Genomic DNA, 24,319 nt, shown 5'->3' on the forward strand with positions numbered 1-24,319 from the left:
TCAACCTTTTAACTTATTCATATTAACCCCATCAATATTTCCAAAAGTACGGAAATAAACTATTAATATCGCCAAACCTATAGCTAATTCTGCTGCTCCTAAGGTTAATACAACAACTGAAAAAACCCAGCCCATAACATCGTTGTTCATGGATGAAGCAGTAACAAAATTGATATTGATAGAAAGCAATATAAGCTCTATTGCCAAAAGAACTCTGATGACATTTTTTCTATTCAGCAGCAGACCAAACAAGCCAATAGCAAACAAAATTATAGAAATTACAAAAAAATCATAAGCTATCATATGCTAACTCCCTTTTTTGACTTAACACTAACCATTTTAGCTCTATTAGGTTTTTTTAACTGATTGAATAATTTTTGTCTTTTTACATTATCTGTCTTTTCTAGAACAAGGGCTATAGCACCAACCATAGCTATCAGTAGTATAAAACCAGCAATCTCTAACACGAGATAATGTTCTGTATATAAAACAGCTGCCAAGTCTCTCACAGATACAGAAGTATAGATAACCTGATCACTAAGGCTATAAATATTAAATGCAAAAAGGACACATAAAGTGAAAGCTGTTATTATCGCAAATATCAAACCTCCTTCAAAAAAACCAATACCACTAAGTGCACTGGATACTTTAAAATCGGCCATCATAACAACAAACAGAAACATAACTATGACAGCGCCAACGTATACTATTATCAAAAGAAATGCAAGAAAGTCTGCTCCCATCAAGATAAAAAGGCCTGCAGTATTTATAAATGACAAAATCAAACACATCACAGAATGCACAGAATTCTTCAGAAAGACAACCCCTACAGCACTCAAGATTACAAAAAAACTAAAAAGATAAAAAAATAAACCCATTTAAAAACTTCTCTCTTGATAAATTACAAGCCACCAACAACCATAGAATCAAACATCAAATGCGGCGCACTAGCCTCAGAGCCTTGGCTTTTATAATCTGATAATTCGACATTATTGAACATAGTTTTAAAATTACCTGCAATGGTAAAACCGCTAACAGGATGAGTGATATTACCATTTTCTATCATAAAGCCTCTTGCACCCTGACTTAAGTCTCCGGTGACAGGATTAAAACCAAAACCCAACAACTGAGTTATATATACTCCTCTATCAACAGAAGAAACCATCTGATCAAAAGTCATCTCTCCTGCCAATAGCTCAGGGTTAAACAATCCTATATTGACGGCACCATTAGCAGCCATATATCTGGCATTACCAGTACTTTTGCTGTTAGTTTTTCTACCAAAGTAATTATCAGACGGTAGTATATTAAGCACACCTCTATTAATAATCTCTTTATCTGAGGTACGATTCATCTCCACATCAAAAAAACTAGACCCTAAGCCTCCTATTTTAGAAGGTCTATCCAGCAAAGTAATTTTATCGCTGAATATTTTCTTTCCAATATCTCCTTGATTTATAAAGCTTTTATTTTCAACTACAGCATCACTTGATATAATGCCTATAATCTTAGATAAAAAACTCTTTGCAATTCTATGCGAAAAAATTGCTGTACAACTTTCAGAACTCATTGTTTTTGGATTCAAACTATCAACAGCTCTAGCTGCTAAATCTTTTGAAAAATTTTTTAAATCTGGAAGCTGAGAATGGTTAACTGCACTGAAATAATCATAATCTTCTTGAGCACTATCTTCTGTCCCCGCTTTTACAGCAGCAGAAAAATTAAACAATGTACGCTTCATGGAGAAATCAACACCGTTTGAATCAAAATGCAATGTTTTAATTTTTGAATGGCTGAAATTAAAATCGGAAGTACTAAAAACTCCTGGGTAATTTAGAGCTTCCTTTTCAGCCTCCATTACTTTATCCATCAACCAAACACTATCAGGTATGAAGTCATCTTGTGTCTTTAAAGAAGATATATCAACACTAGAAAAATCACTTGATTTCTCAGGTATCTGAATTAAAGGATCCTCTGGTAAAAGATCTAATGTGCCTATTGTTTTATCCAAAACACTTTCTGCATTAGAAATTTCTGAACAAGTAGATGTAAATGTCTTATTTTTGCCAAATACTCTAAATTGTATTAAATGCTCAACGGATTTATCAATTTCTTCTGCTACTTGGTCACGCACCCCAACCGCAATAGATGAAGATTCTGCTACCCTAGCTTCTATAAAAACGTCTGATTTTTTTTTCTTTAAAATCAAATCCTTTATGTAATCAAATCCATTAATCATGTTGACAAAACAAACCTTAAAACTAAATTAATTTATAACAAAAAACAGCACGTAAAAAAACAATTCTTACAGTTATTTACACATATCCCCAATCAATTCTTTGTATTTTCATTGAAACCTTTTGAGATGCTACTACTTGTTTTTGTGCCTCTATCGCATAAAGTACAAAAATGTAAGCAATCGATACTAACAGAAAGAGCCCTTGGGTTAACCATATTATCAAAATTTTCAAAAATATCTAAGCATAACTGCTCACAACTTTGCAAACGCTTTGAATAGCACTCTATCAGCCTTCTCATGCTTCCCATGCTTACAATATTTTTATCCGGAACATAGCTAAATCTTAAAATTCCAGACATAGGCGTTAAGTGATGTGCACAGATGCTTAAAAAATGCATTTCTTCAAAATCCACTATTTCCCATACATTCAGATTTGCAGGTCGTTCATACATATTAAAAATTTTAGAGACATCGTAATTATATCCACTGACAAAATGCTCCAGCACTTTATAAAAACAAACTCCTACATCTTGTGAAAGACAATCATCTTGTCCACTTATTTCAAAAAGAAAATTTCTTATACTGTTTATGAGGCTATTTCTAAAATAAGATTTTTTATCCAACACCGCCAACTATCTCCAGAATTTCACCAGTTATTTTCTCTTGCCGTAATTTATTACATCTAATCTGCAGATCTTTAGATACTTCATCGGCATTATTAGTAGCATTTTCCATGGAAATCATACGACTTATTGTTTCCACAGCATAACCAGAAGATAAATCAAAATATAATTTTGCCCTAATGAACTCTAAGAACATTACCTCTGAAATATGCCCCCTACTAGGGAGGAAATTTATCTTATCATAATGATAATTACAATCTTCGGTGGAACATGGTAAAGAGAATAAAAGATCTACAGAAGATTCGAAAGAAGTGCCAGACAAAAATTTACTAAAGACTACTTTTATACAACTGGGTTTTCCATATTTTAGAGATGTATCTAAAATTCTAGAAGAAAAATAATAACTTGGTATTTCGCCATCAAAGACATCTAAAATTTCAGCCTTATTAGCAAATTCAGATCGCAAAAAAGAATCGTGGGCTTTTTTTCCAACAAAAATGATTCTGACATTATTTTTTACATCTTCTTTTTTCAATTCAGATATAAAATTACGATAAACAGAACTATTGTAGTTTCCGCATAAACCTCTACTAGAAGATATAACGATGTATAAAACTTCACTAGATTTATTGTCTATATAATTAGGTAAATGTTCAGTAAGATCAAGAGCAGAAGTTATATCCCCTAAGTTCGATAAAAAAGCACTCGCACACAATAGTTTATTTTTTGCAACTTTTAGTTTAGAAGCCGCTATCATCTTCATGACATTTGTCATTTTTCTAGTAGAATGAACGCTATCTAATCTACTTTTTAAACTTTTTAAATCTTTATCAGACATTATTATAGAAAAAAACAGCAACCTCACGAGAGTGTATCATATACTAACAAATAGAGCAAAAATAATGTTCAATAATAATAATTACGTGTTAAAATAGCACACGAATTTTTTTATGAGCAAAATTTAAAACATACTTTCTGTATCATAATAAGAAAATAGTTGTGTTAAATTAATAATATGTTAATAAAATCGTCTCATAATTATTCTGAAAGCTGTTTATTCTGTTGGCGCAGAATAATTATCTTGATTTATGGCTTTATTAGGCTGTTATTTTTATTCGTGATTTTAGTATGAAAAATTTTATAAAAGGAACAAGAAGCATAGATGAGAAAAAGAAATCTAGGAAGTTCCTATATAGTTGTATTGCTTTAGGATCTGCATATTTGATTTTTAATCTCAGTGATATAAATGCTATATCTCTAAAATTCTCCACTCCATCTGTTTCAAAGAAAGCGGAAGGAAATGAAAATGTGAATGCAAATAAAATGCCTAGCGAAAACAACAAAAATCCTGCCGCTCCACAAGAAGAACAAATGATGAGAGATACGTCTAATCAAACAATGGGTCAGGGAAGTACAGATCAATCTACTACAAATACTACTCTTCCTCAAAATGTACCTGCTAATAATAACCCTGCTGTACCGGCAAATCAGCAACCTGGTTTGGATCCTATGCCTCCTGAACAAAACAACCCTACTCAAAGTAACATGCCAAGCGCACCTCAAGATAATACAGGTATACAAAAACAAGATTACGAAATGATAAATGATCCTATAGATCCTAGAAATACTACTGCTGCTACAAATAATCCGGCAACGAGTAATCCTGCTGCTACAAATAATCCGGCAACAAGTAATCCTGCTGCTTCTCCTGGATCAAATACACCAGATATGACTAAGCCACAGGTTCAGCCTACTCCATTACCTGCTAAAGTACCACCTAATAATTCCCAGAAAAAAAAACCGTAGCAGGAGAAAATAACACTGAGGTTTACGCAGAAGAAATTCCTAAAGGCAACAGCGATAATAATGTTTATGAAGATATTAAGCTGTCGTCTGATGGCATACCTGTTGTTCCAGAAATACCAGAAGAACACGAAGAAAATGAAGATTTTGATAAAATATTTGCATCTGTTGATACAAAACAATATGACACTAGCTCTTCAATAGCTAATGTGAAATCTCTAGAACCAACTCAAAAATCTTTTCCTGAACCTGATAAAATACAACAAAATCAAAGAAAACAAAAAAAGCGAGAGGCTATCAACACAAAAGATGAAAATATTGATTTTTCGGTCGAAGAGTGGTTATTAGAGCCAAAAAAACCAGATAAATTTGAAACTGTCCCTAAGATTATATTACCTTCTTCTATAAGCAAAAAGGAATATAAGAACCCTGACAATGATTATCTACCTCCAGCGATGTATATAGATGATATGAAAAAAATGTTCTTAGTTAATGTTAAAGCACAAAATATAGGAAGGTTGAGCGGTCTTTTAAAAATAATAAAGCATGTAAATTTTATAGAAATTGATAGTAATGAAACACCCTTAACTTTTGCAATTAAATCGCAAAAGAAGCGATCAGTGCGCTATTTGATAACAAAGGGAGCAAATATAAAAATGAAAAACGGCTTTGGAGAAGATCCCTTAGAATTAGCATTATTTTCTGGAAGAAATGATATAGTAAGAATACTAGAAATAGCTTCTTAATACATCAAATCTGTTATAATTTACTCAAAAACAAAGAATCTTTCAATTTCTTGTAAAATTATTTTTGGATCAGATTCACTTAAGACTTTTTGGCGAAAAGACGTAGCATCGTACATAAAACGACTGTACCATCCAAGATGTTTTCTTGCCATACGCACACCCACCACAGAACCATAAAAAGATAACATCTCTGTATAATGCTCTCTGATTAAATCAAACTTCTCTTTTCTACTCACAGAATAATCTCCTGAACCACCCTGCATATAGCTCATGACTTGCTTTATAAACCAAGGCTTCCCGTATACTCCTCTCCCGATCATAACTCCATCAGCGCTTGAAAGCTCCATTGCTTCTTTCACACATTCAAAAGTTTTAATATCGCCATTGACTATCACAGGCACTTTGCTTGCCTCTTTTACTTTCTTTACAAAGGACCAATCTGCCTTACCTTTATACATTTGACATCTTGTTCGGCCATGAATTGTTATCATTTTTATACCGACTTCGCTAGCAAATTTTGCTATTTTAGGAGCATTAAGATTGCTATTATCCCAACCCATTCTCATTTTTAGAGTCACAGGCACATCAACAGCCTTTACAACGCTCTCAATTATTTCAAAAGCTCTTTTTTCATCGCGCATCAAATGAGATCCCGCATAACCATTCACAACTTTTTTAACAGGACATCCAAAATTTAAATCAATTATTTTTGCACCGTGATCAACATGAATCTTTGCTGCCTCTGCCATAACATCACTTTCAAAGCCAGCAATTTGAACAGAAGTTAATTCGCCTTCACTGTTCTCTGATTTTTTTAAAGTTTCTTTTAATTTTAGCAAAACAGCTCTGCTTGCTATCATCTCAGAAACAACAAGACCCGATCCTATTTTACTAACCATTTTTCTAAATGGTTTATCAGTAACACCAGACATAGGCGCTAATACAACATTGGGTATTAATAAATTACTACCAAGAGATATCTTTTTATACACAGAAGAGATAGATTTCCAATAAATATAGATTTTTAATTGTAAAATATTACTCATAGTATGTGAACAAAAATTGCAAAAAACAGAAGAAGAAGATACAATGATCAGTTGCTCACTTTGTTTTTTACCGGCCAAAAGACGGTAATATCTCTGCAAAATAAGGTGTGCTTTTTTTTATTTTTCAAAACGAGGGAAGAAAATGTTAGAAAACATAACTTTAGAAACAATAACTGAGAATGTCGTTGAATCTACTGATATAACAAATGGTCAAGCATCAGTTGCTACTGCTAAAGAAGAAAGTTATCAAGACACTTTATTGACAGATGATCAAAACGATGACTCTATTTCTGATTCTGAAGACGCAGTAAATAATGCAGCAACTGACGCTAAAAAAGACTTGCATAAGAAATTACCGTTAAAACAAAGCTAGTCTGTCTATTTTATTTATTAAACTCCTTATCTTAATTCTATAAGGAGTTGTACCTCAGAAGAAGTATTGTAATAATTGTACTTTCTTCTGAGTTTTCTTTTTTTGTGACAAAATATCGCTTATTTATAGAATATGATGGTTCTTATTATCGTGGCTGGCAAAAACAGCCGAAAGAAAGAAATATCCAAGGTTCTATAGAACGCGCAATATTTAAATATTCTCAAAAAAAGGTAGAGGTTTTATCGTGCAGCAGAACAGATGCTGGAGTTCATGCTATAGAACAAGTAGCATGTTTTGTCTGTGATTTAGAACGTAGCATTGATTCTGTCGCTAATGGGATTAATTTTCATCTGTCTGATGAAATGATATGTATAAAAAAAGCAGATATTGTTTCTTCTGACTTTAATGCCAGAAAAGATGCAAAAGAGAAAACATACTTGTATAAAATATTAAATAGAATAGCCAAGCCTGTTTTATTTAAAAACAAAGCATGGCACATAAAAAAATCAATAGATATAAATAAAATCGAGAACAGTATAAAAAAATTCATTGGGTATCATGATTTTACCTCTTTTAGAGGAAGAAGTTGCCAATCCAATAGAACTTTAAGAGCTATAAACTCCATAAAATGTGAAAGAAATGGAGATTTTATAGAAATAAGATTTAAAGCAAAATCTTTTCTGCAACATCAAATAAGAATTATTGTTGCTGTTTTAGTTGATAGAGCCATTGGTAGAGAAGTGGATATCGATAAAATATTTAAAGCAAAGGATAGAAGCTTATATAACGGAATAGCACCTGCCCATGGTTTATATTTGGAGAAAATACTATATTGAACTAAAATGATATCTTAGTAACGCTGGATAAAAAAATCGATAATGAAGTATGATCTATTAATATACACGGATGGCTCTTGTTCTGGTAATCCTGGAAAAGGTGGCTGGGGTTGTGTTCTGGAAAACACAAGAACAAAAGAAAGAGAATGTTTTTTTGGTGGAGAAAAAACAACTACCAACAATAGAATGGAAATCACCGCTGTATTGATGTCCATAAAAAAAATAAAAGATAAAAAGATAAAAAAAATAGCTATTTATACAGATAGTAAATACGTTCAACAAGGAATAACTTTATGGATACAAAATTGGAAAAAAAATAATTGGAAAACATATAATAAGAAACCTGTAAAGAATCAGGATTTGTGGCAACAACTTGATTCATCAATTAGTACATTAGATATAGATTGGATATGGATAAAAGGTCACGGAACAGATGAAGGAAATAACTTAGCAGATGAATTAGCACGAAAAGGTACAGAATCCGTGGAGTAAAGCTTTATACTTCTTTATAAACTGTCTTGCCCTTAACAACCGTTCTAATGACTTTCCCCCTTACCTTTCTACCATTAAAAGGTGAATTCTTTGATTTACTAGAGAATTTCTGTACATCAATTTCGTATTCTTTATCAAGATCTAATATAACTAGATCCGCTGAGAAACCTTTTTCTATCCTTCCAGATTTAATGTTGATTACATCAGCAGGATTACAAGTAAGTTTAGCTAAAACAGAATATAAATCCATAGTTCCGTTGTGATACAATTCCAAAGAAAGTGGTAATATTGTTTCCAAGCCAATCATTCCAAAAGGGGATTCCTCTATTGATTTATTCTTTGTTTCATCTTCATGAGGGGCATGATCAGAAGCGATAACATCTATTGTTCCATCTTTTAGCCCATCTACTAAAGACAGCCTAGAATATTCATCTCTCAAAGGAGGGTTTATTTTAGCCAGCGATTTAAAATCTAATATAGCGCTATCGTTTAATGTAAAATGGTGTGGTGTAACTTCACAGGTAACGTTTCTGCCAATATTTTTTGCTTTACGTACTAAATCAACCGTTTGCTTCGAAGAAACATGTAAAACATGATATTTAGCCTTTGTATTAGCCATTAGAACCAAGTCTCTTGCCACCATAGCAGATTCTGATTCCTCTGGAATACCTTTAACATTTAATTTTTTGGATACATCACCTTCATTTATACACCCATCGTTAGAAAGGTATAAATCTTCTGCATGTTGTGCTATTGGCACATTAAGCTCTGAAGCTAAAACGAATGCATCACGCATTGCCAAGGAATTCATAACAGGCAAACCATCATCGGTAAAACCAACTACTCCAGATTTATATAATTCTAGTATATCGTTAACTAAATTCCCATCCTTGGTAATAGTAGCGTACATAAGAACATTGACATATGCCCTTTCCTTTGCAATTTTCTGAATACACTCTACTACCTCTAAATTAGATATTTTAGGTTCTGTATTTGGTTGACAAACAACTGTTGTCACTCCTCCAGCCGCTGCGGATTTTGTACCAGTTTCTATTGTCTCTTTTTTCTCTTGACCAGGCTCTCTTAAATGAACGTGTATATCTATAACACCAGGAATCAACAATTTTGTTTGACAATCTACAGATTCATCATATTTTATGCCTTTATAATCAACACCTATTTTTTCTATCAAACCACCCCTTGTGAGCACATATCCAAAGAAATCAGACTTAGAATAAGGGTCCACAACTCTAGCATTGAAATACAGCACAACCTTATCTGAATCTTGACCAGAGAGCAAAAAATCAAAACAACTCATAAAGAAAAAAATAATATTACAAAAAAACAAAAAAGAGGAATAAATAAAAAAAGCTATTCATCTTTCTTTTTTTTCCTGACTGTTTTGCGTTTTTTAGTCACAGATTTTTCAACATCATCTCCTTTTTCCTCCTTTTCTCCTGTATCTGTATCTGCTTTTTTACTATCCGATTTATACTCTAGGTCATTTTCATCTAAAAAGGACGACTTCTTCACAACCTTTTCTTTATTTTCGTCATTAGAGATTTTAATTTCCTTCCCAGCTAAAACATCCTGTATTTGATCTCCCGTTAAAGTCTCATATTTTAATAGAGCATTAGCTAGTTTATCCAACTCTTTTCTATTGCTTTCTAATATTTTCCTTACCCTATCTCTAGCATCAGATATAATGATTTCAATCTCACTATCTATTAAATTCATCTTCTCTAAAGAGATCAATTTATTTTCATTTTCTCGGCTAGAATAGTGTTGTAAGCCAACCTTATCACTCATACCATAATCCATGACCATAGCTCTTGCTATTTTTGTCAACTGCTGGATATCTGATGATGCTCCACTAGTTATTTTGTTCTCACCAAATACTATCTCTTCTGAGATTCTACCACCAAGAGCAACTTCTATATCAGCTATCATTTTTTCCTTCGTTATAGAAACTCTATCTGTCTCTGGTAAACGCATAACCAAACCTAAAGCCCTTCCTCTTGGGATAATAGTTGCTTTATGAATAGGGTCGGAAGCTTTGTTTTGTATTGATACAAGCGCATGACCTGCTTCATGATATGCTGTTAATTTTTTCTCTTCTTCTTTCATAATTAAAGATCTTCTTTCAAGACCCATCATTACTTTATCTCTTGCATATTCAAAGTCTTCCATTGTGACAAATCTTTTGTCTCTGCGTGCTGCAATTAAAGCAGATTCATTAACTAAATTAGCTAAATCTGCTCCAGAAAAACCAGGTGTACCCCTAGCCACGATGCTACTATCAACATCTGGAGCTGACAAAATCTTCTTTAAATGAACGTTAAGTATTTTCTCTCTTCCTTGTATATCAGGCAAAGATATATCTACCTGCCTGTCAAATCTTCCTGGTCGTAATAACGCGTGATCTAAAACATCTGGTCTATTGGTAGCTGCAAGAATTATAATTCCCTCGTTAGATTCAAAACCATCCATCTCTACTAACAACTGATTAAGAGTTTGCTCTCTTTCATCATTTCCGCCGCCTATACCTGCGCCACGATGACGTCCTACCGCATCTATCTCATCAATAAAAATAACACACGGAGCATTTTTCTTTGCCATATTAAATGTCTGTCTTATTCTGCTTGCACCCACACCAACAAACATCTCGACAAACTCAGATCCTGCCGTTAATAAATATGGAACAGATGCTTCGCCAGCCACAGCTTTGGCTAAAAGAGTTTTTCCTGTCCCAGGTGGACCTATAAGCAAACAACCTTTTGGTATTTTCCCTCCTAATTTTCTAAATTTCATAGGATCTTTAAGGAAATCGACGATTTCTGATAATTCTTCTTTTGCTTCTTCTATTCCTGCAACATCTTTAAAGAGAACTCTTCTTTTTTTACCATCCACCATTTTGGCCTTGGAATTGGTAAATGACATAGCTTTATTACCACTGCTATTCATTTGCTTCATGAAGAATAGCCAAACACCAATTATGATAAGCATTGGCAACCAAGAAATAACCATACTAAACAAGAAACCCATAACAGTTTCTCCGGTTATAAATTCAAATACAACGCCATTTTTTTCTAATTTCTCTATTAATCCGTTGTATATGACAGTTTGAGTTCTAAAGAGGGTCCCGTCTCTAAATTGACCTTCTATTACGTAAAGCTGTCCAGCCCTTATAGTAACGCTGGTAACATGACCAGAATCTAATTTATCCAAAAACTGAGAGAAAGCAAGCTTTTCTACTTTACCTAATGACCCATCAGAAGAAAGTTGATCATAAATAAAAGCAACAAAGACTATTATGCTCAGCCATACAAAAAAATTCTCAAAAAATTTTCTCATAAAAAACCCAAAATAGAAAAATATTGTAAGAAATTTCTATTATCTTAGCTTTCTATCTTGTCATTTGAAGTTACAAAATCTTCTGAAGATTTACCTTTATCTTCTGAATTGCCTTTTGTTACTTCTTTCTTATCACTCTTAACAGGGAAGAAATTTTCATTTAGAGTGTAACCTCTACCCCATATAGTCTCTATGTAACTAACACCATCTTTGTTATAAGAAGCCAATTTATTTCGAAGCTTACATGCAAATACATCTATGATCTTTGGTTCAGAAGGCTCATTATTAGAATATAGATGACTAATAAACTTTTCTTTCGAAACTATTGCTCCTGGCCCATGCATACATAGAAGCTCAAGCATAGAATATTCCTTATTGGTTAATGGTACAGTTTTTCCATGCATTTTACAAACCTGAAGATGAAAATCTAACACCATATTTCCTATTTTGAATTTGGAAAAATTATGCCTGAAAGATCTTCTTAAGACAGCTCTAATTCTTGCTAAAAATTCCCCTTTATTTAACTCACTCTTAGCTATAAAGTCATCTGCTCCAAATTCCAAAGCCCTAATTCTATTATCAACAGAAGAAAGTGCAGAGAAAAATATAACAGGGACTGCTATTTTTGAATGTCTGAGCATTAAAACTACGTCAAGACCATCCATATCATTTAACATTCTGTCAAGAACTATTAAATCATGTCTATAGTCCCCACTATTAGACTTTATAATTTCAAGAGCTTCTTGTCCTGAATGCGCAACATCACACACATAACCAGCTTTAATTATGACACTTTGAATCATCGATGTGATATTTTTATCATCATCTACGGCCAAAATACGCATATAAACCTCCTAAATATTAAAAAAATGAAATATACTATTAAAAATAGAATAATGTAAAAAATCAAATTATTCTAAATACCAAATTTGAACTGTGGACAAAATAATCTAATTAAAAAAGAAGCAAAAAACCTTTAATAACATATTGTAAAAAAGTTAATAAAACGCAATTCTTCTATATAAAAGTAAAAAAGATATTACTCAAAAAAACCAAACAGCGAAAAAAACTGGTAAAATACCATACAAGGTTTATTTGTATACACTTTTTGTGATAAAAGTACCATTCGATAATACAAATTTGATATTTTAATTGTGATAATAAAAATAATAAACATACAAAAAGTTTTAAATTGCAATGTATATGGCAATTTGTGCGAAAAAAATTATTTATTTCGACACAATACAGACCTAATAAAACGTGGCGATATCTTTATATGTATCAAAGGCATGAAAAGACACGGTTTTGACTTCATACAAAAAGCAATTAAACAAGGTGCTGGTGCTGTCTTAACTGATCATTTTGACCATAAGCACTACGATATACCAATAATACTGGTCAATGATTCATTAGACGCCATAAAAAAGCTTGCACTACTAAATATGCGCTCTTTAAAACCAACAGTTATATCTATCACAGGTAGTATAGGGAAAACAACAACCAAAGATTTAATATTTTGTATTTTAGAGAAATTTTTCACAACAAGTTGCGCAGAAAGTAGTTTTAATAATGATATCGGTGTTCCTTTAACACTTTTAAACTGTGATAATAATGCAAAATTTTTAATAACAGAAATAGGAACAAACAACCCAGGAGAAATATATCAACTTTCAAAGATAACAAATCCTTTCATTTCTGTAATAACAGCAATAGGACATGCACATATTGGAAAATTTGGATCAATAGAAAATATTGCAAAAGAAAAGTCCTCTATAATAAAAAATACAAAAAAAGATGGTTTTGTGATAATAAACAGAGATTGCAATTTCTATGATTTTTTACTACAAGAGGCAAAAAACAACAATATAAAAAATATCATTTCATTTGGATTTAGCAAAGAAGCAGATTTCTCAATATCTTATGAAGATGATTTAACAATCATAAATAATAAAAACAACGGAAATACAATAAAGATAAAAAAAACAGATAAAGGAAAAGATCTAAGCTCAGCAATTGCTTTTGCCATAATATCTAATACTGTAAAAGATTTTAAAAATTATTATATAGAAAAAATAATCAATAATTTTTCCCCCGTGAAGGGAAGAAATGAACTTTTTGAGATAAAACAAAAAAACATCAAAATTCTTGATGGATCATATAATTCGTCGCTAGAGTCTGTTCTTCTTTTTATAGATAAAATTAAAAATTGCCAAAAAAATTATAGAAAAGTTTTTATATTGGGTTCAATATCAGAAATAGAAGGCCACGAAGAAATAATATATCAAAAGATATACGAAAAAATAAAAGAGCTGGATATTGTGATATTGGTTGGTAAATGTTCCAACCACCTGAAAAATAATGTTTTCAAGGAAAAGATTATCTTTAAGGATAAAAGTAATCTACAAGAGGACATCCATAAAATAGTGAAAGAAGGCGATTTTATAGCAATCAAGGGATCTAATTCAGAAAAATTATTTAATATTGTAGAGTTTATGAAATCTGATGATTTTCTAAATAAAATTTAATATCATCTTTTAAAGAATTTTCATCAATACTTATATTAGATGTCTGAGCTATTTTATCGCTACCCCCACCTCCTGTTGAATATTTTGATGTTATAAACTTTATTATCTCTGATGCTTTAAAAATTTTAGCAGCATCATCTCCACAACAGATTATAACTATTTTTTTATTGTTGCTACTACTAACAAAAATAAGAACGCTATCTTTCTTATCTCTAGAAAAATTAGTAACAAAATTTCGTATTTTAGAATGCTCTATATAATCTAGACTATTTATGACAAATTTGAATTTTTGAGATATAAAGAAGGGCTCTAAGGAAATATTATCTAGCTTTATTTTAATCAGTTCATTTTTTAATTTATCAAGATCTGCAAGAAGTTGTAGTCTCTTTTTTTCTTCATCGGATAATTTTTCATCAAGAGTTTCTATTTTAGTATCAAAATAACTAATAACACCCAACCCTGTTACAGCTTCTATTCTGCGAATTCCACTAGAAATAGACCTCTCATCTGTTATTTTTAAAACACCTATTTCAGAAGTGTTATAAACATGCATACCTCCACATAATTCAACGGAATCTCCTATAGAAACAACTCTTGATTCTTCTTGATATTTTTCCCCAAAAATAGACATCGCTCCACTTTTTACAGCTTCTTCTGTAGACATAGTTTGAGTTTTGGAAGTAATATTTTGACTGATTGTGTTATTTATCAAATGTTCTATTTCTGTTAATTCTTTTCTTGTAAAGGGGCGCTCAAAATTAAAATCGAATCTAAATTTATTATTAGATACCAAAGAACCTTTCTGTGTTATATGTTTACCAAAAAGCTCTCTAATAAAATAGTGTAATAAATGAGTAGCAGAATGAGCATTACAAAGCCCCCTTCTTCTAGAATAATCAACTTTTGCAAAAACTTTTTGTCCCTCTTTAAAAACACCTCTTTCTAATTTACAAGTAATCAAAATTACATCATTTATTTTTTTTGAATAAAGAACATGCATTAAATCACAACTATCATCAATACATGAAATAGTTCCTGTATCACTTTCTTGTCCACCAGATTCAGGATAAAATGGGGTTTCTTTTAAAACAACTTCAAACAAATCATCTTCTTTTTTTCTTATATTTAAAATTTCTGTTTTAGTATCAAGACTAATATATCCTATAAATTTTGTTTGTAATTCTGATATATCTTCATAAAAAGAATTATCGTGGCTAATTTTTTTCCAAGACTTACGACCTCTTTCTTTTTGTTTTTCCATTTCTTCAAGAAATTCTTTCTCACTTACAGAAAATCCAAAATTATGTATTGTTTCTTTTATTACTTCAAATGGCATACCGTGTGTATCATAAAGATTAAATGCCGCAGCAGATGGAAAGAAAGGAGTCGAAGAATTGCCATCTATATCATCAACAGCTCTATCCTCTGTTGTAGAAGAAATATTAGGATATCTTTTTTTTTCTTTGTCAATAATTTCCATTATAAACTGCATTGATCTCCCCATAGTAGCAAGGAATAATGTCTCTTCTGCTTTTAAAACTTTTTTTATATTTTCTTTTTGATCTTCTAGCTCTGGATACCTTGAAGATATCTTTTTTACGAAAAAATCTACCATTTTATATAAAATTGGTTCTTTTATACCATTTATGTAATAATTACTAACAGCCCTTCTTATTATCTTTCTCAATATATATCCTCTTGATTTCCCAGACGGATAAATCCCCTCTGAAATCAGAAAACATGAAGAACGTAAATGATCTGCAACAATATTTTTAACCTGATTGTTATACTTACAAGATGTAATATCTTCAAAATAATCCTTTATATCTTTAAATAGATCAGTCTCAAAATTATCGTCTGTGCCTTGTAAAACGGCTGCTATTCTCTCTAATCCCATGCCCGTATCTATACAAGGAGTCTTTATATTTTCTCTTTTACCATCTTCCGTAAGATTATATTGCATAAAAACAATATTCCATATCTCAACAAACCTGTCATCACTTCTAGAGTCTTTTAAAAATTGTATACTCTCATCATTTTGATGATCATAAAATATCTCTGTGCATGGTCCACAAGGTCCTGTATTTCCCATTTGCCAAAAATTATCGTTAGTTGAAACAGCAATTATTCTATCTTCTTTTAATCCTGAAATTTTTCTCCAGAGTTTGGAAGTTTCTTTATCACTGGAATGATAGGTTATATAAAGCCTTTGAGGGTCAATATTTAGTTCTTTAGTTATAAAATCCCATGCATAGCAAATAGCTTCTTCTTTAAAGTATCCTCCAAAACTGAAATTTCCGAGCATTTCAAAGAACGTATGGTGTCTTTTTGAAAAACCTACATTTTCCAGATCGTTATGTTTTCCTCCAGCTCTAAGACATTTTTGAACAGAACACAGATTTTTTGAAGCATCTTTTCTCCCGAAGATAAAATAATCTTTTAAGGGAACCATGCCAGCATTCACAAAGAGTATGGAAGGGTCATCTAGTAATACTAATGGAGAAGATTTTAAAATTTTATGATTTTTCTTAGAAAAAAAATCTTCAAATTTTTTCCTTATTGCTTCAGATAACAAATTTTGCATTATTTCTAGAGCGAAATGAAATAGACAAATATTAAAATATTTTTTAACATTTTTATATTTTTTAATCAAATATAGATTTATTTTTTTCTGACCACTTCAAATTAGATCTAGAAGATTTACTTTTATCTATCCACTTTGCCTTTAATTCGGCAAAAGGAATACTTCTAGAATAGCTTTTTATATCATCTGAGCAAAATACATCTAACGCTGGAAGAAGATTATTTTTAACCCAAAAATTTGTTTTGAGGAAAATTTTATCCAATTCTAATATTGGAATAGAACTCTCATTAGATATTTCTTTGGATGATGCATATATTTCAAAATATCTAGCAAATAATTCTGAGATAAAGTCTTTTTTTTTGTAGTTCTTTAATTCATCTATCATGAGGCCTTTCAATTTATTTTTTAGAATAATATTTGTAATATTAGAAGATTGTAAATCACTCATAATTGCTTGAAAAAAATCATCTTCTATTGGAACACGCAATTGTTTTTCTACAGCATGAGCAAGTTCATGCATAACAACATGAGAAGTTATACTCTTTATATAAACTACACTTTTCTTAGTAAATATATCTTTCACCCTTACAAGTTGATTTGTAAAATTGCCCTTTTCTGGTATTTGGTAGTGTTCAAAAGTATGGCACAACCCTAAATAGTCATCAATTTTTTTAAAATCAGATAAAACTATATTGATCCTTTTTATCTGACAAAGAGTAAGTATAAAATTTAAAAAAATCCTGAATTTTTCAAAAGAGTAAGTTCTTTTGAATATGTATATTAGCTTTTCTTTTCCTATTCCTTCGGTAACATTAGAAATAACTTCTCTTATCATTAAACAAAATGATTTATAAAAAAGACAAATATAACATCCGTAATATTTTAAAATACTAAATAAATATATGCTAATTAATTTTCCAATATCTAATTTTACTGCCAATCCATTAGAAATACTTCTTCTTGGTCTTATACAAGGATTAATGACAATAATATTTGGTATAGGTGGAAATTTTATAATAATCCCAATAATGATGATAAAAGATATAGAACCAATGTTTGCTATCAGTAGCTCCATGCTTTCTCTTGTTTGTAGTTTTACTTCATCATATATAAGAAATAGAAGAGAAAAAAGGATCATATACGAAGTTGGATGCAATGTTTTAATTGGCTCTATTTTGGGTTCAATGATAGGAACAGGATTGATATTTACATTTGCTAAGCACGATTTTTTATCTGATTTTATAAAATTAGTTTATGTATTTATATTATGCTTTTCTGGATTGATAATGCTAAAAGATAGCATCCTAGAAATAAGGGGGTTTAAAAAAAACAAAAATAACGCTTTATATAAAATGATCAACAGCTTTCCTATAAAAAAAACCTTCAAGTTCAGTAAGAATGAAAATAGTGTAGTTGGAATAATATTAATAGGATTGATAACAGGTTTTGTTATATCTGTGACAGGAATAGGAGGAGCTTTAATTTTAATACCATTTTTAGCATATGGATTAAATATGAATATAAAAAACGCAATAGGGACGTCCAGTTTTCAGTCTCTTTTTATACAATCTTTTGTAGTATTATTGCACTGTTATTTGTTGCATACAGTAGATATAATTCTATCTTTTTTTCTTATGTTAGGTTCTGTTACAGGAGTTTTAATTGGTTCAACAATAGAAATAAAAATATCTCCAAAATATTTAAAGCTATCTTTATCAATAATAACTATTATAGTTTTCATAAATTTTTTATTTGACTCATTTTTATTAAACCAAATTAAGTATGAAATTATATAAAATATTGGCAACTATATTCGTATTTAACTTGTTTTTATCCTCAATTGCATCTGCAGAAGGAAAAGTAATTCTAGAAAAAAGTATTTTTAGCTCCAATTTATCAAAAAGAGAGGATATATTAAAAAAAATAAAAGAGAAAAATGATTTAGATTTCATTTTAATTCTTCACGATACAAAAGAAAACAGAACAGTTAAAAAAACCGAAGGAATACTTTTCAATAAAAAAATATCGACTCACGATGTAAAAAAGTTCAACTATCTGAAGATATACAGCAATAAGAATTTTTCATTTGATTTAAAAGAAAAGGCAAAATTAAAAAAATTTTACGATGAATTTAAATCAAGGAATGAATATGAATCTTTCTTTATAAAAAATAAAGTAAAGAAAGGACACTATAATATAAAAAAGATCAATGTTGAAGAATGTGAAAAAGATATATTAGGTTCTAAAATAAGAAGTGGAACATATGAAATAGAAATATATTATATTTCTGATAAAGAAGAAATTATAAAAGAAGAAAAAATATTATTTGAAGTCAAAGATGAGTTATTAACAAAAAAAATCCTCTTATTAAGTAAAGATTACCCATCAATTTACTATGTATTATGTATTTTTACTGCTGTTTCCTTAGCTTTTTTATTTAGTTTGCGAAAAAAGAAATGAACGTAGATCTCCTAAAATATTTAATAGATCTAAAAACTTTATCCCCTGACAGCTCAGATAGCATTTTAAATTTAATACCTATCTTAGAAAACATGAATTTTAAGGTAACAGTTATAGAAAAGAATAATTTCAAGAATCTATATTGTGTTATCAACGAAGGTAAAAGTAAAAATCTATGTTTTGCAGGACATATGGATGTTGTTGACCCAATAGATCAGAATAAATGGAAAAATAAAAATCCATTTCTTTTGCATATTGAGAAAAATATATGTTACGGAAGAGGTGTTGTTGATATGAAAGGTTCTATCTTTTGTTTTTTAGAAGCAGTAAAAAAAACTAATATAAAAGATAAAACCATCAGCATTATCTTGACCTCTGATGAAGAAACTAACAGTAAAAATGGTATGCCCATAGTAATAGAATGGTTAAAAGAGAAAAAAAAGATTATAGATCTATGCTTGGTAGGTGAACCAACTAGCGAAAATTATCTGGGCGATGTAATAAAAACAGGTAGAAGAGGATCTATAACATTTAAAATACGCATAATAGGAAAGGCAGGACACGTTGCATACCAGAAAAAATGTATAAACCCTGTAAATGTGCTAGATGAACTGATATCCAAAATAAAGAAATATAAAATAGACGATGGAAACGATTTTTTTGAACCTTCAAATTGTGAAATAGTAGGAATAAAAAGCAATACAAATATAGAAAATATAATTCCCGAGACAATAGATATTATTTCCAATATAAGGTTCAATAATGTAAATAAAAGCTCCTATATAGTAAAAAAAATAGAAGAAATTATATTATCAATATCTGATAAAATGAAATTGGAATATAACATAGAAGTACGTTCTGAGCCCTTTGTTTCAAAAATAAAAAAAGAAACTATAGAATTAATAAAAAATTGCATAAAAAAAACCACTCAAAGAGATGTCAAAATAATAAATAATGGCGGCACATCAGATGCTAGATTTATTAAAAATTATGCTCCAGTAATAGAAATAGGACTACATAACGAAAGCGCACATAAAATAGATGAAAATTGCAAAATAAAAGATTTAGAAGATTTAATAGACATCTATTCTAATATAATCGAATCGATATAACTCCCTCTAAACATTGTTTATATAATGTTAAAAAAAATGTTCATATATTACGATAAAACGTTTTTTTTTTATTTATTCAACATAATCCACAATTTTAATAACATGTAAGTATTATTTTTCTTATATGTTAATAATATTTATTTTACACATAGTATTTTTTATTTTGATAACAATTTAAAAATGAAAAACAAATGGTAAAATCTGAAAAAATCACATGTATTATATTTTATCAACATATTTTATCAACAATGTTTATAATGTGGATAATTTATTGATAACTTGTTTTCAACAGTGATAATAAATAATAATAATAAAGATTTATTTATATAAATAAGAAATATTATTTATTCATGAAAAAAACTTATTTAGAAAGAGCAATTAATTTTGAATCAAAAAAGCTATATTGCTGGATTATGCGACAAGCAGGAAGATATCTACCAGAGTATAGAGAACTATATCAAAATAACGGGTGTAAATTTTTCAATTTATGTGAAAATGCTAATCTAGCACATGAAATAACAATGCAACCTATTGAAAGATTCAATTTTGATGCTGCAATTATATTTTCTGATATATTGGTTATACCTAAATATCTAGGATGTAACATAAATTTTGAAAACAAGAATAATCCTACAGTAACAACTATACAATCTGTAGAAGATATAAAAAATCATCCAAGTGATTTGATGAACTTGAAACATACAATAGATGCTATATCTTTGACGAGGAAAAAACTTGATAATGAGAAATCTTTGATAGGTTTTGCAGGCTCTCCATGGACAGTGGCGTATTATATGATAGAAGGTTTTGGTAGTTCAAAATTTTCTAAAATAAAACATTTTGCTAGTAAAAAAAGAAAAGAATTTGAAAAAATTTTGGATATTATTACTGATGTAACAATAATGTATCTACAAGAACAAATCAAAGCTGGTGTTAATTTAGTACAATTGTTTGATAGCCTTTCAGGTTGTTTATCCAGTGAAGATTTCTATTCTTTTGTTATAAAACCTACAAAAAAAATTGTTAGTAGTTTAAATTGTAAAGTAATAGGATTTCCAAAAGATGCAGGAACAAACTATATTGATTATGCAAAGTTAAGTGGCGTAGATTGTGTAGGCTTTGATTATTCTGTATCTCCTAAGTGGATAAAAGATAATATAGAAGGAATTGTTGCTATACAAGGTAATTTAGATCCTTATTTACTTTGCTATGACATAGATAATGCTCTAAAATCAACAGAATATATAATTGATATTCTATATGGTAGAAGCCCTTTTATCTTTAATCTGGGACACGGTATTTTAAAAGATACTCCTATAGATAATGTTAGTAGATTATTAACTAAAATAAGAGGATACTTATAAAAAAAATGTATAATATGGAATTTTTTTATACTATCATACTTGCCCTTTTCTTTTTTAATATCGCTTGTATATTGGTGAATTTTCTTATAGAAAAGGTTTATATTAACCAAATAATTATTATTAATTCAGTAAATTCAAGTGTTGTATGTGCAATAATGATATATTCTTCTTATAAAAGTGAAATTTTTTTATTGGATAATATCTTTATTTATTCAATTTTTTCGTGGGTTTTGAATCTTGTATTTTTATTTTTTATAGATAAAAAATATTGATATGTTTTATTTATCTTTATTGTTTATGTTATCTGGGTTTTTTACTATTTTTTCTTCCACAATAGGAATAATAAGAAGTAAATGTTCATATAACAAAATACACTTTTTATCATTAGGTGATGGTTTAGGGATACTGTTATTTTCTGTGGGGATAATTTTAGCCAATTTTAATTTTCATATTATGCTTAAAATATCATTATTTTTGATAATCTATTTTATAGGTAGCACTACCAGCGGATACATATTAGGAACTATTAAATATAAGTACGATAAATCAAAATGAACCAGATTTTTTTATTAATCATATTATTATTAATACTTGTATGTGTTGTTTCTATTATTTTCATAAATAAAACTCTAAAAATAATTTTAGTAGCTTCGTTTATAAGTTTTTTAGTTGTTTTATACTACATATTTAGCAATTCTCCTGATGTAGCAATGACAGAAGTTGCAGTTGGATCTGTTATGTCTACCATGGTTCTTTTATTTGGTTATATGTACGATAAAAAGAGTAAAAAAATAAATATTAAAAAATTTTATATAATTATTCCTATAACTATTTTGTTTTATATTGTTGTTTTATTTTTTGTATCTTTAAAAATCCCTACATTTGGTAACATATCAAATTATGTTAATGGTCATAATTATCAGTATTATTGTGATAATGTTCATGAAAATTTTGGTTTTAATAATATTGCCACCTCTATTTTGGCAGGTTATAGAGGTTTTGATACAATGTGTGAAACAATAGTTGTTTTTATTGCTGGTATATCAATTTTTTTAATTTTAAAAGAAGATGAAGAATAATTTTATTATTAAAAGCATTTTATTTTTAATATTTCCTTTAATTATACTTTATGGTTGTTATATTCAGTTTTATGGGGAAGATAGTCCAGGAGGAGGCTTTCAAAGCGGATTAATATTTTCATACGCTTTTATTTTATATAAATTTGTTTTCTGTGATAATAAGATTATTAAACTTTCGTTTTTTTTAGACATGTCTTTTTGGGGAGTATTTATCTATTTTTGTACTGGCCTTTATTCAATTTTTTTCGGTGGATATTTCCTAGATTATGAATTTTTTTCCAATAATATTGTAACTTCTAGGCATATAGGAGTTTTTGCCGTTGAATTAGGAGTTTTTATAACTGTATTTTCTGTGATGGTATCCATTTTTTTGATATTTTATGAACTTTGTATGGTAAAAAAAAGTGATAAGTAATATTATTTTCGCTGTTATATTTTTAATTTTCTCTTTGAGTTTAATCATAATATTTTTTACTAACTCTTTGATAAAAAAGCTTGTTGGTTTAAACATATTACAACTTTCTGCGATAATTTTTTATATATCTATTTCTTACATAGATAATAGCTTTTCTCCAATTTATAATGATAATGGCGTTATTTATTCTAACCCTTTACCACATGTTTTAATGCTTACTGCAATAGTTGTTGGTGTGGCTACTCTTGCATTAGGTATTTCTATGGCTGTAAAAATAATGAAATAGTATAAAGGAGTTTTTTATGTATCCTCGTGTCAGAATGCGTAGAAGAAGATCTAGTGAGTGGGTTAGATCTATTTATTGTGAAAATAATATTTCGATTGATGATTTAATACAGCCCTTATTTGTTATAGAAGGAAAAGATAAAATAGAAACCTTTTGTGATGGAATAGAAAGATATTCTATTGATAAGTTATTAGAAAAAGTAAGTGAAATAATATCTTTGGGAATAAAATCTATTATGATATTCCCTTGCATAGATGAAAAATTAAGAACGTATAATGCTGCTGAAGCTATAAATCCAAGTAATCTGATATGTAGAGCCATAAGAGAGATAAAGAGCAAATTTGGTAACTCTATAGGCGTTATATCTGATATTGCTCTGGATCCTTATACTATAAGTGGTCACGATGGATTAACAAAGGAAAATGATGTTTTAAATGACAAAACTATTGAAGTGTTGTGTAAACAATCATTAATTCAGGCAAGCGCAGGATCTGATATAATATCTCCTTCAGATATGATGGATGGCCGTATAATGCATATAAGAGACGCTCTAGATAACTGTAATATGCACAATGTATCCATTATGTCTTATGCCGTTAAGTATAACTCTAATTTATATGACCCTTTCAGAGAAATTATAGGTAGTAAAAGAAAAGAAAAAATAGATAAGAGTAGTTATCAGATGGATTTTAGAAATTCTGACGAAGCTATAGAAGAAATAAAACTAGACATAAAAGAAGGAGCAGATTTTATTATCGTTAAACCATCTATGTTTTATTGCGATATTATATACAGGGCAAGTAAAGAATTTAATATACCAATAATATCTTATCAAGTAAGTGGAGAATACATTATGCTAAAAGATAATTTAAACATGTTAATGGAACAGTTACTTTCACTTAAAAGAGCGGGATCTAGAGCGATAATAACCTATGCAGCACATAAAATCGCTCTTCATATTATAGACAGACAGATAATTTAA

The 24,319-nt window shown here is 29.7% G+C and carries 26 protein-coding genes; 15 read left to right on the plus strand and 11 right to left on the minus strand.

All coding sequences use genetic code 11. The features are described from left to right. The 5 genes from nuoK to GUI12_00210 all read right to left on the minus strand — a co-directional run bounded on the left by nuoK (position 1) and on the right by GUI12_00210 (position 3,700). Positions 1-303 (minus strand): NADH-quinone oxidoreductase subunit NuoK, encoded by a 303-nt coding sequence (nuoK, locus tag GUI12_00190; protein UAT42586.1) that lies wholly within the window; start codon positions 301-303, stop codon positions 1-3. Further along, positions 300-878 (minus strand): NADH-quinone oxidoreductase subunit J, encoded by a 579-nt coding sequence (locus GUI12_00195; protein UAT42587.1) that lies wholly within the window; start codon positions 876-878, stop codon positions 300-302. The genes nuoK and GUI12_00195 overlap by 4 nt, the downstream gene beginning before the upstream one ends. 23 nt (positions 879-901) lie before the next feature. Continuing rightward, a complete protein-coding gene (locus GUI12_00200) occupies positions 902-2,239 on the minus strand; it encodes a TldD/PmbA family protein (protein ID UAT42588.1) in 1,338 nt (445 codons plus the stop codon). A gap of 92 nt (positions 2,240-2,331) precedes the next feature. Next, positions 2,332-2,865 carry a hypothetical protein gene (locus GUI12_00205; protein UAT42589.1) on the minus strand — a complete coding sequence of 178 codons (534 nt, stop codon included), beginning with the start codon at positions 2,863-2,865 and terminating at the stop codon, positions 2,332-2,334. Next, the gene (locus GUI12_00210; GenBank protein ID UAT42590.1) at positions 2,855-3,700 is read right to left on the minus strand and encodes a F0F1 ATP synthase subunit gamma; all 846 of its coding nucleotides are present in this window, start codon (positions 3,698-3,700) and stop codon (positions 2,855-2,857) included. Before GUI12_00210 ends, GUI12_00205 begins: the two co-directional genes overlap by 11 nt. Positions 3,701-3,990: 290 nt before the next feature. Here GUI12_00210 and GUI12_00215 point away from each other — a divergent pair, with 290 nt between their 5' ends. Both GUI12_00215 and GUI12_00220 read left to right on the plus strand, forming a co-directional pair. Continuing rightward, positions 3,991-4,668: a hypothetical protein gene (locus GUI12_00215; protein UAT42591.1), complete on the plus strand. Its 678-nt coding sequence runs from the start codon at positions 3,991-3,993 to the stop codon at positions 4,666-4,668. Positions 4,669-4,874: 206 nt separating this feature from the next. Then, positions 4,875-5,411 (plus strand): ankyrin repeat domain-containing protein, encoded by a 537-nt coding sequence (locus tag GUI12_00220; GenBank protein UAT42592.1) that lies wholly within the window; start codon positions 4,875-4,877, stop codon positions 5,409-5,411. Positions 5,412-5,431: 20 nt separating this feature from the next. Here the strand turns inward: GUI12_00220 and dusB are convergent, their stop codons facing one another. After that, positions 5,432-6,457: a tRNA dihydrouridine synthase DusB gene (gene dusB, locus GUI12_00225; GenBank protein ID UAT42593.1), complete on the minus strand. Its 1,026-nt coding sequence runs from the start codon at positions 6,455-6,457 to the stop codon at positions 5,432-5,434. Positions 6,458-6,599: 142 nt separating this feature from the next. On the opposite strand from dusB, the gene GUI12_00230 reads away from it, so the two are divergent. The 3 genes from GUI12_00230 to rnhA all read left to right on the plus strand — a co-directional run bounded on the left by GUI12_00230 (position 6,600) and on the right by rnhA (position 8,158). Then, on the plus strand, positions 6,600-6,830 hold the full coding sequence (locus GUI12_00230) for a hypothetical protein (GenBank protein ID UAT42594.1): 231 nt from the start codon (positions 6,600-6,602) through the stop codon (positions 6,828-6,830). 104 nt (positions 6,831-6,934) lie between these two features. Beyond that, positions 6,935-7,666, plus strand: a complete 732-nt coding sequence (gene truA / locus GUI12_00235) for a tRNA pseudouridine(38-40) synthase TruA (protein ID UAT42595.1) — start codon at positions 6,935-6,937, stop codon at positions 7,664-7,666. A 42-nt stretch (positions 7,667-7,708) separates the two neighbouring features. Next, complete coding sequence (rnhA, locus tag GUI12_00240) at positions 7,709-8,158, plus strand: ribonuclease HI (protein UAT42596.1); 450 nt, start codon at positions 7,709-7,711, stop codon at positions 8,156-8,158. A gap of 4 nt (positions 8,159-8,162) precedes the next feature. Here rnhA and GUI12_00245 read toward each other — a convergent pair whose 3' ends face one another. The 3 genes from GUI12_00245 to GUI12_00255 are packed head-to-tail and all read right to left on the minus strand — an operon-like array spanning position 8,163 to position 12,357. Beyond that, on the minus strand, positions 8,163-9,476 hold the full coding sequence (locus GUI12_00245; GenBank protein UAT42597.1) for a dihydroorotase: 1,314 nt from the start codon (positions 9,474-9,476) through the stop codon (positions 8,163-8,165). Between the two features lie 53 nt (positions 9,477-9,529). Then, positions 9,530-11,512, minus strand: a complete 1,983-nt coding sequence (gene hflB, locus GUI12_00250) for an ATP-dependent zinc metalloprotease FtsH (GenBank protein UAT42598.1) — start codon at positions 11,510-11,512, stop codon at positions 9,530-9,532. A 44-nt stretch (positions 11,513-11,556) separates the two neighbouring features. Then, positions 11,557-12,357, minus strand: a complete 801-nt coding sequence (locus GUI12_00255) for a response regulator transcription factor (protein UAT42599.1) — start codon at positions 12,355-12,357, stop codon at positions 11,557-11,559. Positions 12,358-12,666: 309 nt separating this feature from the next. Here GUI12_00255 and GUI12_00260 point away from each other — a divergent pair, with 309 nt between their 5' ends. Continuing rightward, the gene (locus GUI12_00260; GenBank protein UAT42600.1) at positions 12,667-14,037 is read left to right on the plus strand and encodes a UDP-N-acetylmuramoyl-tripeptide--D-alanyl-D-alanine ligase; all 1,371 of its coding nucleotides are present in this window, start codon (positions 12,667-12,669) and stop codon (positions 14,035-14,037) included. Here the strand turns inward: GUI12_00260 and alaS are convergent. Then, positions 14,003-16,621: an alanine--tRNA ligase gene (gene alaS / locus GUI12_00265; protein ID UAT42601.1), complete on the minus strand. Its 2,619-nt coding sequence runs from the start codon at positions 16,619-16,621 to the stop codon at positions 14,003-14,005. The two genes, GUI12_00260 and alaS, sit on opposite strands and share 35 nt — an antisense overlap. 61 nt (positions 16,622-16,682) lie before the next feature. Continuing rightward, positions 16,683-17,456, minus strand: a complete 774-nt coding sequence (locus GUI12_00270) for a hypothetical protein (GenBank protein UAT42602.1) — start codon at positions 17,454-17,456, stop codon at positions 16,683-16,685. A gap of 67 nt (positions 17,457-17,523) precedes the next feature. Between GUI12_00270 and GUI12_00275 the strand changes: the two genes are divergently transcribed. The 9 genes from GUI12_00275 to hemB all read left to right on the plus strand — a co-directional run bounded on the left by GUI12_00275 (position 17,524) and on the right by hemB (position 24,319). Beyond that, the gene (locus GUI12_00275; protein ID UAT42603.1) at positions 17,524-18,417 is read left to right on the plus strand and encodes a sulfite exporter TauE/SafE family protein; all 894 of its coding nucleotides are present in this window, start codon (positions 17,524-17,526) and stop codon (positions 18,415-18,417) included. Further along, positions 18,404-19,081 (plus strand): hypothetical protein, encoded by a 678-nt coding sequence (locus GUI12_00280; protein ID UAT42604.1) that lies wholly within the window; start codon positions 18,404-18,406, stop codon positions 19,079-19,081. Before GUI12_00275 ends, GUI12_00280 begins: the two co-directional genes overlap by 14 nt. Continuing rightward, positions 19,078-20,193 carry a succinyl-diaminopimelate desuccinylase gene (dapE, locus tag GUI12_00285; protein ID UAT42605.1) on the plus strand — a complete coding sequence of 372 codons (1,116 nt, stop codon included), beginning with the start codon at positions 19,078-19,080 and terminating at the stop codon, positions 20,191-20,193. Before GUI12_00280 ends, dapE begins: the two co-directional genes overlap by 4 nt. A 350-nt stretch (positions 20,194-20,543) precedes the next feature. Next, the gene (locus GUI12_00290; GenBank protein ID UAT42606.1) at positions 20,544-21,557 is read left to right on the plus strand and encodes a uroporphyrinogen decarboxylase; all 1,014 of its coding nucleotides are present in this window, start codon (positions 20,544-20,546) and stop codon (positions 21,555-21,557) included. 297 nt (positions 21,558-21,854) lie between these two features. Then, complete coding sequence (locus tag GUI12_00295) at positions 21,855-22,112, plus strand: monovalent cation/H(+) antiporter subunit G (protein ID UAT42607.1); 258 nt, start codon at positions 21,855-21,857, stop codon at positions 22,110-22,112. Beyond that, entirely contained in the window at positions 22,109-22,636 is a 528-nt protein-coding gene (locus GUI12_00300) for a DUF4040 domain-containing protein (protein ID UAT42608.1), read from the plus strand. The genes GUI12_00295 and GUI12_00300 overlap by 4 nt, the downstream gene beginning before the upstream one ends. Beyond that, entirely contained in the window at positions 22,626-23,051 is a 426-nt protein-coding gene (locus GUI12_00305) for a Na(+)/H(+) antiporter subunit B (protein ID UAT42609.1), read from the plus strand. Before GUI12_00300 ends, GUI12_00305 begins: the two co-directional genes overlap by 11 nt. Next, on the plus strand, positions 23,041-23,337 hold the full coding sequence (locus tag GUI12_00310) for a cation:proton antiporter subunit C (GenBank protein ID UAT42610.1): 297 nt from the start codon (positions 23,041-23,043) through the stop codon (positions 23,335-23,337). The genes GUI12_00305 and GUI12_00310 overlap by 11 nt, the downstream gene beginning before the upstream one ends. A 16-nt stretch (positions 23,338-23,353) precedes the next feature. Beyond that, positions 23,354-24,319 (plus strand): porphobilinogen synthase, encoded by a 966-nt coding sequence (gene hemB / locus GUI12_00315; GenBank protein ID UAT42611.1) that lies wholly within the window; start codon positions 23,354-23,356, stop codon positions 24,317-24,319.

The sequence above is a fragment of the Anaplasmataceae bacterium AB001_6 genome, from assembly GCA_020002265.1.
Taxonomy (GTDB): Bacteria; Pseudomonadota; Alphaproteobacteria; order Rickettsiales; family Anaplasmataceae; genus AB001-6.